Source organism: Citrobacter sp. C1 (assembly GCF_014596895.2).
GTDB lineage: Bacteria > Pseudomonadota > Gammaproteobacteria > Enterobacterales > Enterobacteriaceae > Citrobacter > Citrobacter gillenii.
In genome coordinates this window covers 4,952,576-4,966,075 of the sequence record NZ_CP115035.1, presented here as the reverse complement: position 1 = coordinate 4,966,075, position 13,500 = coordinate 4,952,576, and the positions used below count along the sequence as shown (strand labels likewise).

At 52.7% G+C, this 13,500-nt stretch carries 12 protein-coding genes and 1 pseudogene; 11 read left to right on the top strand and 2 right to left on the bottom strand.

Annotation, left to right across the window (positions count from 1 at the left end):
- Positions 1–8: 8 nt before the first annotated feature.
- The gene (gene gppA / locus IB214_RS23740) at positions 9–1,490 is read right to left on the bottom strand and encodes a guanosine-5'-triphosphate,3'-diphosphate diphosphatase (protein WP_117343784.1); all 1,482 of its coding nucleotides are present in this window, start codon (positions 1,488–1,490) and stop codon (positions 9–11) included.
- Positions 1,491–1,581: 91 nt separating this feature from the next.
- Entirely contained in the window at positions 1,582–2,850 is a 1,269-nt protein-coding gene (rhlB, locus tag IB214_RS23735) for an ATP-dependent RNA helicase RhlB (protein WP_096758950.1), read from the bottom strand.
- Positions 2,851–2,967: 117 nt separating this feature from the next.
- Here rhlB and trxA point away from each other — a divergent pair, with 117 nt between their 5' ends.
- The 11 genes and pseudogenes from trxA (at position 2,968) to rffA (ending at position 13,500) form a co-directional block, all read left to right on the top strand.
- Positions 2,968–3,297, top strand: coding sequence for a thioredoxin TrxA (gene trxA, locus IB214_RS23730; protein ID WP_001280776.1), 330 nt, complete (start codon positions 2,968–2,970; stop codon positions 3,295–3,297).
- Between the two features lie 132 nt (positions 3,298–3,429).
- Positions 3,430–3,563 (top strand): annotated as a pseudogene (locus IB214_RS23725) (rho operon leader peptide).
- 78 nt (positions 3,564–3,641) lie between these two features.
- On the top strand, positions 3,642–4,901 hold the full coding sequence (gene rho, locus IB214_RS23720; RefSeq protein ID WP_096758948.1) for a transcription termination factor Rho: 1,260 nt from the start codon (positions 3,642–3,644) through the stop codon (positions 4,899–4,901).
- Positions 4,902–5,136: 235 nt separating this feature from the next.
- On the top strand, positions 5,137–6,240 hold the full coding sequence (gene wecA / locus IB214_RS23715) for a UDP-N-acetylglucosamine--undecaprenyl-phosphate N-acetylglucosaminephosphotransferase (protein WP_117343785.1): 1,104 nt from the start codon (positions 5,137–5,139) through the stop codon (positions 6,238–6,240).
- Between the two features lie 11 nt (positions 6,241–6,251).
- Positions 6,252–7,298: an ECA polysaccharide chain length modulation protein gene (wzzE, locus tag IB214_RS23710; RefSeq protein ID WP_117343786.1), complete on the top strand. Its 1,047-nt coding sequence runs from the start codon at positions 6,252–6,254 to the stop codon at positions 7,296–7,298.
- Positions 7,299–7,353: 55 nt separating this feature from the next.
- Complete coding sequence (gene wecB / locus IB214_RS23705; RefSeq protein WP_096758945.1) at positions 7,354–8,484, top strand: UDP-N-acetylglucosamine 2-epimerase (non-hydrolyzing); 1,131 nt, start codon at positions 7,354–7,356, stop codon at positions 8,482–8,484.
- Positions 8,481–9,743 carry a UDP-N-acetyl-D-mannosamine dehydrogenase gene (gene wecC, locus IB214_RS23700; RefSeq protein ID WP_117343787.1) on the top strand — a complete coding sequence of 421 codons (1,263 nt, stop codon included), beginning with the start codon at positions 8,481–8,483 and terminating at the stop codon, positions 9,741–9,743. Before wecB ends, wecC begins: the two co-directional genes overlap by 4 nt.
- A complete protein-coding gene (rffG, locus tag IB214_RS23695) occupies positions 9,743–10,810 on the top strand; it encodes a dTDP-glucose 4,6-dehydratase (protein WP_117343788.1) in 1,068 nt (355 codons plus the stop codon). Before wecC ends, rffG begins: the two co-directional genes overlap by 1 nt.
- 18 nt (positions 10,811–10,828) lie before the next feature.
- On the top strand, positions 10,829–11,710 hold the full coding sequence (rfbA, locus tag IB214_RS23690) for a glucose-1-phosphate thymidylyltransferase RfbA (RefSeq protein ID WP_096758942.1): 882 nt from the start codon (positions 10,829–10,831) through the stop codon (positions 11,708–11,710).
- On the top strand, positions 11,688–12,365 hold the full coding sequence (gene rffC, locus IB214_RS23685) for a dTDP-4-amino-4,6-dideoxy-D-galactose acyltransferase (protein WP_117343789.1): 678 nt from the start codon (positions 11,688–11,690) through the stop codon (positions 12,363–12,365). Before rfbA ends, rffC begins: the two co-directional genes overlap by 23 nt.
- 4 nt (positions 12,366–12,369) lie before the next feature.
- Positions 12,370–13,500, top strand: a complete 1,131-nt coding sequence (rffA, locus tag IB214_RS23680) for a dTDP-4-amino-4,6-dideoxygalactose transaminase (protein ID WP_096758940.1) — start codon at positions 12,370–12,372, stop codon at positions 13,498–13,500.

Below are 13,500 nucleotides of genomic sequence, written 5' to 3'. Positions count from 1 at the left end.
CTTGAGGGTTAGTGCACTTCTAAAGTCCAATGGACATAGCTTTGCCACTGGCTTTCCTGATCGATAAGCTCTTTACCCAGCGGATGATGCACCAGCCAGCCTTCAGGCAGTGTTATCGTAAGATGTTCATTCTTTGCTTCGAGATGAATTTCCGGAACTAAATCGTCCCGGCGACGGCTGGCAAAAATGATCGCCAGACGGAGCAAACGGCAAAGATGTTCCGCAATACGCGGCGGCACCGCGTTTTGCTGGTGGAGCGAAGAGAGATCGACCGGGTTGGTTTGGTTGAGTAACAGCGTGGCTAACAGTTTTTTCTGTGCGGGGGTAAATCCCGGAAGATCGAGATTGCGCACCAGATAGGCCGCATGCTGCGGCGCTTGCTTAAAATCGACGCTAAGTCCAATTTCATGCAACTGACAGGCACTAATCAGTAGTTCGCGGCTGATAGCTTCCAAATGCCACTTTTTATCTACTTGATCGAGGAACTTACTTGCCAGGTTAGCGACACGATGCGCCTGATCGGTATCGACCATAAATCGACGCTGAATATTTCTCAACGTGCGACTGCGAATGTCCTGGTCCACGGCCAGATGCAGCATGCCATAGACCAGACCTTCACGTAATGCGCCGCCAGCAAGGGTCATACACTGGATATTGAGCTCTGTGAAAATGGCGATCAGGATTGCCAGCCCGCTGGGGAACACCAGCGCACGTTCCAGCGTTAACCCTTCGATTTCCAGCTCTTCAAGACGTCCGCAATGAATGGCGCGCTGCTTTAACTGCTGAAGTTTTGCCAGCGTAATGCGCTCGTCCATGCCCTGCGCCATCATGATTTCCTGCAGTGCCTGTACGGTGCCAGAAGCCCCGACACACACTTTCCAGCCGTGAAAACGTAGATTGTCAGCGACAGGACGCAAGACTTCACGCGCCGCCTTCTCTGCCTCGTCAAAGTTTTCCTGCGCCAGATTTCGATCGGTAAAGTACCGTTCGAGCCACGTGACGCAGCCCATTGACAGGCTAAACAAGGAGGTGGTTTGTGCACCTGAGCCGGTGACCAGTTCGGTACTGGCTCCGCCGATATCGACGACCAGACGCTGATCGGCACCGCCGGTGGTGTGGGCAACCCCCTGATAAATCAGCCGGGCTTCTTCTTCACCGCTAATAACCTGAACGGCACAGCCGAGGATCTCTTGCGCTTTGGCAATAAAAATGTCGGCATTGGTGGCGATACGCAGTGTTGCCGTGGCAACCACGCGAATTTGTGGCTGAGGAATATCCTGCAGGCGCTCTGCAAACAGCCGTAGACACTGCCAACCGCGCTCCATGGCTTCAGCAGAGAGCGCATTATCACTATTCAGGCCAGCGGCCAGACGCACTTTGCGTTTAATCCGCGTGAGCGTCTGGATGCTTCCCGCTACCTCGCGTACAACCAGCATATGAAAACTATTGGAGCCGAGATCGATTGCTGCATACAACGAGGTAGAATTCATACACTTCATCCTTCAACCTGTATCTGTGTTGGCTGCGTTTTCTCACCGCCTTGATACAGGCTGAATGATTTTGTGTATGGCATAACGTTTCTTAACCTGAACGACGACGATTACGCGGAGCACCACCGGTGCGGCGTGGGCCATTACCAGGGCGCGTTCGCGTCAGGCGAAGCGGCTTCGGCAAATCGGTCATCAGTGCATCCGGGTTATACTTGCTGACCGGAATCGAATGGCCGATATAGGTCTCGATGGCAGGTAAATTCAACGCGTACTCTTCACAGGCCAGGCTGATGGAGTGTCCGCTTGCGCCTGCACGACCGGTACGACCAATACGGTGTACGTAGTCTTCGCAGTCATCCGGCAGGTCATAGTTAAATACATGCGTAACAGCCGGAATATGCAGACCACGCGCGGCAACGTCGGTTGCAACCAGAATGTCGAGATCGCCACGGGTGAACTCTTCCAGAATGCGCAGACGTTTTTTCTGTGCCACGTCACCGGTCAGCAGACCGACGCGATGGCCGTCAGCGGCAAGGCTGCCCCAAATATCTTCGCAACGGTGCTTGGTGTTTGCAAAAACAATGGCGCGATCTGGCCACTCTTCTTCGATCAGCGTTTGCAGTAAACGCATTTTCTCTTCGTTTGAAGGATAGAAGAGCTCTTCTTTGATACGGTGGCCCGTCTTCTGTTCCGGTTCGACTTCTACGTACTCGGCGTTGTTCATTTGTTCGAACGCCAGTTCGCGAACGCGATAAGAGAGGGTCGCGGAAAACAGCATATTCAGACGCTGGTTGGTTGGCGGCATCCGACGGAACAGCCAGCGGATATCTTTAATAAAGCCCAGATCGTACATGCGATCGGCTTCATCCAGTACCACGACCTGAATGGCACCCAGGTTGATGTGGTTCTGTTTTGCGTAGTCAATGAGACGGCCCGTGGTGCCGATAAGGATATCGACGCCGCTTTCCAGCACTTTCAGCTGTTTGTCGTAACCGTCGCCGCCATAAGCCAGGCCTAATTTCAGACCGGTAGTTTGCGCCAGCGGTTCCGCATCGGCATGGATCTGCACGGCTAACTCACGCGTTGGCGCCATAATTAGCGCACGCGGTTGGTTCACCTTGCGATCGGCAATCGCGGGATGAGAGAGAAGATAATGAAACGTTGACGTCAGAAACGCCATCGTTTTCCCGGTTCCGGTTTGCGCCTGTCCTGCGACATCACGACCTGCCAGCGTTAGCGGGAGGGCCAGTGCCTGAATGGGCGTGCAATTATGAAACCCTTTGTTTTCAAGGGCTTCTATCACCTGTGGGTGCAGTGCGAAGTCGGAAAACTTCTGTTCTGTTAAATGTGTTTTGCTCATAGTGTGGTAGAATATCAGCTTACTATTGCTTTACGAAAGCGTATACGGTGAAATAAAGTCAACCTTTAGTTGGTTAATGCTACACCAACACACCAGGCTTTTTCCTGTGGAGTTATTATGAGCGATAAAATTATTCACCTGACAGACGACAGTTTTGACACGGATGTACTCAAAGCGGACGGAGCTATCCTCGTTGATTTCTGGGCAGAGTGGTGCGGTCCGTGCAAAATGATCGCTCCAATTCTGGATGAAATCGCTGACGAGTATCAGGGTAAATTGACGGTTGCGAAACTGAACATTGACCAAAACCCAGGCACCGCACCGAAATATGGTATCCGTGGTATCCCGACCCTGCTGCTGTTTAAAAACGGCGAAGTTGCGGCGACAAAAGTCGGCGCACTGTCCAAAGGTCAGCTAAAAGAGTTCCTCGACGCTAACCTGGCGTAAGATGGAATTATCAAGTTCGGGCGACCTGATTCCAAAATTCTTCGGATGACTGGACGCCCGACTTGAGTCGTGCTAAGTTAGTGTTGACTTCGTATTAAACATACCTTATTAAGTTTGAATCTTGTTTATCCAATGCTTCCCGTTGTTTCTCGCGCGAGAAGTGGACAGATTCCTGGCTTGTCGCTCAATCCGTCTTGTCGTTTCAGTTCTGCTCTGCGTACTTTCCTGTGACCAGACAGCGAACAGACATGAGTCGATGGCCGTAAACAGGCATGGATGACCCTGCCATACCATTCACAACATTAAGTTCGAGATTTACCCCAAGTTTAAGAACTCACACCATTATGAATCTTACCGAATTAAAGAATACGCCGGTTTCTGAGCTGATCACTCTCGGCGAAAATATGGGCCTGGAAAACCTGGCTCGTATGCGCAAGCAGGACATTATTTTTGCCATCCTGAAGCAGCACGCAAAGAGTGGCGAAGATATCTTTGGTGACGGTGTGCTGGAGATATTGCAGGATGGATTTGGTTTCCTTCGTTCTGGAGACAGTTCCTACCTCGCAGGCCCAGACGACATCTACGTATCCCCTAGCCAAATCCGCCGTTTCAACCTCCGCACTGGTGACACCATTTCCGGTAAGATTCGTCCTCCTAAAGAGGGTGAGCGTTACTTTGCATTGTTGAAAGTTAACGAAGTTAACTACGACAAGCCGGAAAACGCGCGTAATAAGATTCTGTTCGAGAACTTAACCCCGCTGCACGCAAACTCACGTCTGCGTATGGAACGTGGTAACGGTTCTACAGAAGACTTAACGGCTCGTGTCCTGGATCTGGCGTCTCCGATCGGTCGCGGCCAACGTGGTCTGATTGTGGCACCACCGAAAGCCGGTAAAACCATGCTGCTGCAGAACATTGCACAGAGCATCGCGTACAACCACCCAGACTGCGTGTTGATGGTACTGCTGATCGACGAACGTCCGGAAGAAGTGACTGAGATGCAGCGTCTGGTTAAAGGTGAAGTGATTGCTTCCACCTTTGACGAACCCGCATCTCGCCACGTTCAGGTTGCGGAAATGGTTATCGAGAAAGCGAAACGTCTGGTTGAGCACAAGAAAGACGTTATCATCCTGCTTGATTCCATCACCCGTCTGGCGCGTGCCTACAACACTGTGGTACCGGCTTCCGGTAAAGTGTTGACTGGTGGTGTTGATGCCAACGCCCTGCACCGTCCGAAGCGTTTCTTCGGTGCGGCACGTAACGTGGAAGAGGGCGGCAGCCTGACCATCATCGCGACTGCGCTGGTCGATACCGGCTCTAAAATGGATGAAGTTATCTATGAAGAGTTTAAAGGTACCGGCAACATGGAACTGCACCTCTCGCGTAAGATTGCTGAAAAACGCGTCTTCCCGGCTATCGACTACAACCGTTCCGGTACCCGTAAAGAAGAGCTGCTCACCACTCAGGAAGAGCTGCAGAAAATGTGGATCCTGCGCAAAATCATTCATCCGATGGGTGAAATCGACGCGATGGAATTCCTCATTAACAAGCTGGCGATGACCAAGACCAACGACGACTTCTTCGATATGATGAAGCGCTCTTAAGTCGGGCATCCTCTGAAAACGCCACGTTTTACGTGGCGTTTTGCTTTTATGCCTGTAACCTAAGCGACACATAAGCAATAGTGATGTCACTCACCTTTATTTTGCGCTCGATACGTCATTCGTGTTGTGTGATTAATAATTATACAAAACAGGCATTTCGGAACGGAGTTTCCCTTCTGAATAAAGGTCTTCGTGGTTATACTTCTGCTAATAATTTTCTCTGAGAGCACGCATTGTGAATTTACTGACAGCAAGTACTGATCTCATCAGTATTTTTCTATTCACGACACTGTTCCTTTTTTTTGCGCGTAAGGTCGCAAAAAAGATCGGTTTAGTGGATAAGCCCAACTATCGTAAACGTCATCAGGGGCTGATACCGTTGGTTGGGGGGATCTCGGTTTACGCCGGTATTTGCTTTATGTTCTTAATCGCAGATTATTACATCCCACATGCTTCTCTCTACCTCGCCTGTGCCGGTGTGCTGGTTTTTATTGGCGCGCTGGACGATCGTTATGATATCAGCGTAAAAATTCGCGCCACAATTCAGGCGGTCATCGGCGTCATTATGATGGTGGTTGGTAAACTCTATCTCAGCAGTCTGGGCTACATCTTTGGCCCTTGGGAGATGGTCCTCGGTCCGTTCGGCTATTTCCTGACGCTCTTCGCCGTCTGGGCGGCAATTAACGCCTTCAATATGGTTGATGGTATTGATGGCCTGCTTGGCGGGCTGTCCAGCGTATCCTTTGCCGCAATGGGCCTGATCCTCTGGTTTGATGGACAAACTAGCCTGGCAATCTGGTGCTTCGCGATGATTGCCGCCATTCTGCCGTATATTCTGCTCAACCTCGGTGTGTTAGGTCGTCGCTACAAGGTGTTTATGGGCGATGCGGGCAGTACGCTAATTGGCTTCACCGTTATCTGGATCCTGCTGGAAACCACACAGGGTAAAACCCATCCTATTAGCCCGGTCACTGCGCTGTGGATTATCGCCATTCCTCTGATGGATATGGTAGCCATCATGTACCGTCGTTTGCGTAAGGGGATGAGTCCTTTTTCTGCGGATCGCCAGCATATTCATCATTTGATCATGCGTGCCGGGTTTACTTCCCGGCAGGCATTTGTCCTGATTACGCTGGCTGCTGCGATTCTGGCCGCCATTGGCGTGCTGGCAGAATATTCTCATTTTGTCCCTGAATGGGTCATGCTGGTGCTGTTTTTGCTAGCATTCTTCTTCTACGGTTATTGCATCAAGCGTGCCTGGAAGGTGGCAAGATTTATCAAACGTATGAAACGCAGGCTACGAAGAAACCGCGAAAACAAACCAAACTTAACCAAGTAAATGAGGATGCGATGACACAGCCATTACCGGGAGAGCGTGCCGTGAACACTGAAAATGAACTGGACATCCGTGGGTTGTTTCGGACCTTATGGGCAGGGAAGGTGTGGATTGTCGGTATGGCCCTCGTCTTTGCGCTTGTTGCTCTCGCCTATACGTTTTTTGCGCGTCAGGAGTGGAGTGCGACCGCCATTTCTGACCGACCTACGGTGAATATGTTGGGGGGCTATTACTCTCAGCAGCAGTTTTTACGTAACCTGGATATTAAGGCTAGCCTGGCATCCACGGATCAACCGTCGGTGATGGACGAAGCGTATAAAGAATTTGTCATGCAGGTTGCCTCGTGGGATACGCGCCGTGAGTTTTGGCAGCAGACCGATTACTTTAAGCAACGGATGGTCGGCAACAGTAAAGCCGATGCGGCATTGTTGGATGAGCTGATTAATAACATTCAGTTTATACCTGGTGATGCACAGCGCAACACTAATGACAGCGTGAAGCTGATTGCGGAAACGGCTCCAGATGCTAACAACCTGCTGCGCCAGTATGTGGCATTTGCCAGCCAGCGTGCAGCACGCCATCTGAACGATGAGTTAAAAGGCGCGTGGGCTGCGCGCACGGTACAGATGAAAGCGCAGGTTAAACGCCAGGAAGAGGTGGCGAAATCACTCTTTTCTCGTCGCGCTCACAACATTGAACAAGCGCTCAAAATAGCCGAGCAACATAATATTTCTCGCACTTCAACCGATGTACCTGCGGATGAATTACCGGACTCTGAGCTGTTTTTGCTCGGACGTCCTATGCTGCAGGCGCGACTCGAAAACTTGCAGGCCGTTGGTCCAGAGTTCGATCTGGATTATTTCCAAAACAGAGCCATGCTCAATACGCTGAACGTCGGTCCTACTCTGGACCCACGTTTTCAGACCTATCGTTATTTGCGGACGCCGGAAGAACCGGTAAAACGTGATAGCCCGCGCCGTGCCTTCCTGATGATTATGTGGGGCATTGTCGGGGCCTTGATCGGTGCCGGTGTCGCGTTAACCCGTCGCCGCTCGATTTAGCAATACCGTTGCAGTGAGGGGCTGGGCCCTCGCTGCCAATCCGAAGAGAATCGATGTGAAAGTACTGACTGTATTTGGCACGCGACCGGAGGCCATCAAGATGGCACCTCTGGTTCATGCGCTGGCAAAAGATCCTGATTTTGAGGCGAAAGTTTGCGTCACAGCGCAGCATCGGGAGATGCTTGATCAGGTGTTGAACCTCTTTTCCATTGTGCCTGACTACGATCTCAATATTATGCAGCCCGGTCAGGGACTCACCGAAATTACCTGCCGAATCCTTGAAGGGTTAAAGCCGATTCTGGCTGAGTTTAAACCGGATGTCGTACTGGTACATGGTGATACGACAACGACCATTGCCACCAGTCTGGCCGCGTTTTATCAGCGTATTCCTGTCGGACATGTTGAGGCCGGGTTGCGAACCGGCGATCTCTATTCTCCGTGGCCGGAAGAGGCAAACCGCACGCTGACCGGGCGTCTGGCGATGTATCATTTTGCACCTACGGAAAACTCGCGGCAGAACTTGTTACGCGAAAACATTGCCGATAACCGCATTTTTGTCACCGGCAATACGGTGATTGATGCGTTGATCTGGGTTCGCGATCGCGTACTGGCGAGCGATGAACTGCGGGCCGAACTGGCCGAGCATTATCCTTTCCTGAGCGCGGATAAAAAGATGATCCTGGTGACCGGTCATCGTCGGGAAAGCTTTGGTCGCGGTTTTGAGCAAATCTGCCATGCGCTGGCAGAAATTGCAGCGGCGAATCAGGATGTGCAGATTGTCTACCCGGTGCACCTGAACCCTAACGTCAGCGAACCGGTTAATCGCATCCTGGGTCACGTTGACAATGTGATTTTGATCGAGCCGCAGGAGTACCTGCCGTTTGTCTGGCTGATGAACCACGCCTGGTTGATCCTGACCGATTCTGGCGGTATTCAGGAAGAAGCCCCATCACTGGGTAAGCCAGTGCTGGTGATGCGCGAAACGACGGAGCGCCCGGAGGCCATTACTGCAGGCACGGTGCGGCTGGTGGGGACAGATCCGCAGCGTATTGTGGAAGAAGTCACGCGTTTGCTGCATGACGAAGATGAATATCAGACCATGAGCCGAGCCCATAATCCGTATGGCGATGGGCAAGCGTGTGGTCGCATTTTAGACGCGTTAAAAAACAATCGGATATCGCTATGAGTTTTACGACCATTTCTGTCATTGGGCTGGGTTATATCGGGCTGCCAACCGCAGCTGCTTTTGCTTCCCGTCAAAAACACGTGATTGGCGTAGATGTTAATCAGCATGCGGTGGACACCATTAACCGTGGTGAGATCCATATCGTTGAACCCGACCTCGGTGCGGTGGTGAAAACAGCTGTAGAAGAGGGGTATCTTCGGGCGACCACCAAACCCACGGAAGCGGATGCGTATTTAATCGCTGTGCCTACCCCGTTCAAAGGGGAGCATGAACCCGATATGGTGTACGTCGAAGCGGCGGCGAAGTCAGTGGCACCGGTGCTTAAAAAAGGTGCGCTGGTGATCCTCGAGTCAACGTCACCCGTCGGGGCGACCGAGCAGATGGCCGCATGGCTTGCCGAAATTCGGCCTGATCTGACGTTCCCGCAACAGGCTGGGGAACAGGCAGACGTCAATATTGCCTATTGTCCAGAGCGCGTGCTGCCGGGCCAGGTGATGGTCGAGCTGATTAAAAACGATCGTGTGATTGGCGGGATGACGCCCGTCTGTTCCGCGCGCGCCAGCGAGCTGTACAACATCTTCCTTGAAGGTGAATGTGTGGTGACTAACGCCCGCACAGCGGAAATGTGTAAACTTACTGAAAATAGCTTCCGCGACGTGAATATCGCCTTTGCCAATGAACTGTCGCTGATTTGCGCCGAACAGGAGATTAACGTCTGGGAACTGATTCGCCTGGCGAACCGACACCCGCGCGTCAATATACTGCAACCTGGTCCCGGCGTTGGCGGTCACTGTATTGCAGTCGATCCATGGTTTATTGTGGCGCAGAACCCGCAGCAGGCGAAATTGATCCGCACCGCCCGTGAAGTCAATGATGGCAAACCTCACTGGGTTGTTGATCGGGTAAAAGCCGCCGTAGCGGATTGTCTGACGAAGACGAACAAACGCGCCAGCGAGGTGAAAATTGCCTGTTTTGGCCTGGCATTTAAACCGAATATTGACGATTTACGTGAAAGCCCGGCGATGGGTATCGCGCTGAGTATCGCCCAGTGGCACGGCGGTGAAACGCTGGTGGTGGAACCGAATGTTCATCAACTGCCAAAAAAACTGGATGGCCTGTGTACGTTGGCGAAACTGGACGACGCACTGGCAAGCGCTGATGTGCTGGTGATGCTGGTCGACCATAATGAATTTAAAGCGATTAAAGGCGATGCGGTACACCAGCAGTACGTGGTTGATACCAAAGGAGTCTGGCGATAATGAAACGAATTCTGGTCACCGGTGGCGCCGGATTTATCGGCTCCGCGGTTGTACGGCATATCATTAACGAGACGCAGGATGCTGTGGTGGTGGTCGATAAACTGACCTATGCCGGCAACCTGATGTCGCTAACGCCAGTCGCACAGAATGACCGTTTTGCCTTTGAGAAAGTTGATATCTGCGATCGGGCTGCGCTTGACGCTGTCTTTCAACAGTATCAGCCAGACTGCGTCATGCACCTGGCGGCGGAAAGCCACGTTGATCGTTCCATTGATGGTCCGGCTGCATTTATCGAAACCAATATTGTGGGTACCTACACCCTGCTGGAAGCGGCGCGTGCTTACTGGAACGTATTAACCGATGAGAAAAAATCGGCGTTTCGTTTCCATCATATTTCGACCGATGAAGTGTATGGCGATCTCCATTCTACGGATGATTTTTTCACTGAAACCACGCCGTATGCACCAAGTAGCCCTTATTCCGCATCGAAAGCCAGTAGCGACCATCTGGTCCGTGCCTGGCTACGTACGTACGGTTTACCTACGCTGATTACCAACTGCTCCAACAACTACGGCCCGTACCACTTCCCGGAAAAGCTGATCCCACTGACGATTCTTAACGCGTTGGCGGGCAAACCGCTGCCGGTATACGGCAACGGGCAGCAGATCCGCGACTGGCTGTACGTGGAGGATCATGCCCGCGCGTTGTATTGCGTAGCGACCACCGGGGCCGTGGGGGAAACATATAACATCGGCGGGCACAACGAGCGTAAGAATCTGGACGTAGTCGAGACGATTTGCTGTCTGCTGGAAGAACTGGCCCCCAACAAGCCACAGGGCCTTGCGCTGTACCGCTCACTGATCACCTTTGTTGACGATCGTCCTGGCCACGATCAACGTTACGCCATTGATGCGTCGAAGATTGCACGTGAACTTGGCTGGATGCCGCAGGAAACGTTTGAGAGCGGCATGCGCAAAACCGTGCAATGGTATCTGGCGAATGAGGCGTGGTGGAAGCCCGTGCAGGACGGCAGCTACCAGGGTGAACGTTTAGGTCTGAAGGGTTAATTTCCGGAGGAGGTACGCATGAAAGGTATCATTTTGGCGGGAGGGTCGGGTTCTCGCCTGTACCCCATTACGCGTGGCGTATCGAAACAGCTATTACCGATTTACGACAAGCCGATGATTTACTACCCGCTATCGGTGCTGATGTTGGCGGGGATCCGTGAAATCCTGATTATCACCACGCCGGAAGATAAAGGCTATTTCCAGCGTTTGCTGGGCGATGGCTCTGAGTTTGGCATTGAGTTGCATTATGCCGAGCAGCCCAGCCCGGACGGACTGGCGCAGGCGTTTATCATCGGGGAAACGTTCCTTAACGGTGAGCCTTCCTGTCTGGTTTTAGGTGACAACATCTTCTTTGGACAGGGATTTAGTCCAAAACTGCGCCACGTTGCTGCCCGAACGGAAGGGGCGACGGTATTTGGCTATCAGGTTATGGATCCTGAGCGTTTCGGCGTGGTGGAATTTGACGACAATTTCCGCGCCGTCTCGCTGGAAGAGAAGCCGAAAGAACCGAAATCTAACTGGGCGGTGACGGGACTCTATTTCTACGACAGTAAGGTGGTGGAGTACGCAAAACGCGTGAAGCCTTCCGAGCGTGGAGAGCTGGAGATTACCTCCATCAACCAGATGTATCTTGACGCGGGTAACCTGACGGTGGAACTGCTCGGCCGTGGTTTTGCCTGGCTGGATACCGGTACGCATGACAGCCTGATTGAAGCGAGTATGTTCGTACAGACGGTTGAGAAACGTCAGGGCTTTAAAATTGCCTGCCTGGAAGAAATCGCCTGGCGCAACGGCTGGCTGGATGATGAAGGCGTGAAGCGTGCCGCCAGTTCTCTGGCTAAAACCGGTTATGGTCAATATCTGCTGGAGCTACTCCGTGCTCGTCCGCGCCAGTATTGAGCCGCTGAATTGGGAGAGTACGTTCTTTGGCGTGAAGAGCGCCATTGTGCGTGTTGACCCGCATGCGCCGGTTCTGACTGCGGATTCGTTGCAGCCCTGGGAGCGGGTACAGGCGAAAATTCCTGCGGCGAACGCCCAGGAGTTAGATGCATTGCAGCAGCTGGGTTTCTCGCTGGTCGAAGGGGAAGTGGATTTAGCGCTGTCGGTCACGGGCGTTTATGACAATCCCAGCGCGCAGGTCGCACAAACTGCAGATATCCAGGCGTTACGCCAGTTGGCGGGGCAGGCGTTCGCGCAAAGCCGTTTTCGTGCGCCGTGGTATGCGCCAGATGCCAGCGCGCGTTTCTACGCGCAGTGGATTGAAAATGCCGTACTGGGCACGTTCGACCATCAGTGTCTCGTTTTTCGCACACAGGCTGGCGATATTCGTGGCTATGTCTCACTGCGTGAACTGAATGAGACCGACGCGCGTATTGGCCTACTGGCTGGTCGCGGTGCGGGCGCAGAACTGATGCAGGCTGCGCTGTGCTGGGCGCAGGCTCGCGGTAAAACAACATTGCGCGTGGCGACCCAGATGGGCAATATCGCCGCGCTTAAACGTTACATACAGAGCGGTGCCAATGTAGAAAGCACCGCGTACTGGTTATACAGGTGACAACATGATCCCATTTAACGCACCGCCGGTGGTGGGCACCGAGCTTGAATACATGCAGTCTGCGATGAGCAGCGGAAAACTGTGCGGTGACGGCGGTTTTACCCGTCGTTGCCAGCAGTGGCTGGAGCAACATTTTGGCAGCGCGAAAGTGCTGCTGACACCCTCCTGTACCGCCTCGCTTGAGATGGCGGCATTGCTGCTTGATATCCAGGCTGGCGATGAAGTGATCATGCCGAGCTACACCTTTGTCTCCACCGCCAACGCCTTCGTGCTGCGTGGGGCCAAAGTCGTCTTTGTCGATATCCGCCCGGATACCATGAACATTGACGAAACGCTGATTGAAGCGGCGATCACCGACAAAACCCGCGCTATCGTGCCGGTGCATTACGCGGGCGTTGCCTGCGAAATGGACACCATTATGGCACTGGCGGCTAAGTACAACCTGTTCGTGGTGGAAGATGCCGCTCAGGGCGTGATGTCGACCTACAAAGGCCGCGCGCTGGGAACAATTGGTCATATTGGCTGCTTTAGCTTCCACGAAACCAAAAATTACACCGCGGGTGGCGAAGGTGGAGCCACGCTGATTAATGATAAAAAATTAATCGAACGTGCTGAGATCATCCGCGAAAAAGGGACCAACCGTAGCCAGTTTTTCCGTGGCCAAGTGGATAAATACACCTGGCGAGATATTGGTTCCAGCTATTTGATGTCCGATCTGCAGGCCGCCTATCTGTGGGCACAACTGGAAGCGGCGGATCGTATCAACCAGCAGCGTCTGGCGCTGTGGCAGAATTATTATGATGCGCTGGAACCGCTGGCACGCGCCGGGCGTATTGAACTGCCTTCCATCCCGCAGGATTGCGTGCAAAATGCCCATATGTTTTATATCAAGCTGCGCGATATCGACGATCGCAGTGCGCTGATCAACTTCCTGAAAGAAGCCGAAATCATGGCGGTATTCCATTATATCCCGCTGCACGATTGCCCGGCTGGCGATAAATTTGGTGAGTTTGCCGGAGTTGATCGTTACACCACTCAGGAGAGCGAACGTCTGCTGCGCCTGCCGCTGTTTTACAATCTGTCGCCGGTCAACCAGCGCACAGTGATTACGACCTTACTGAACTACTTCGCCTGA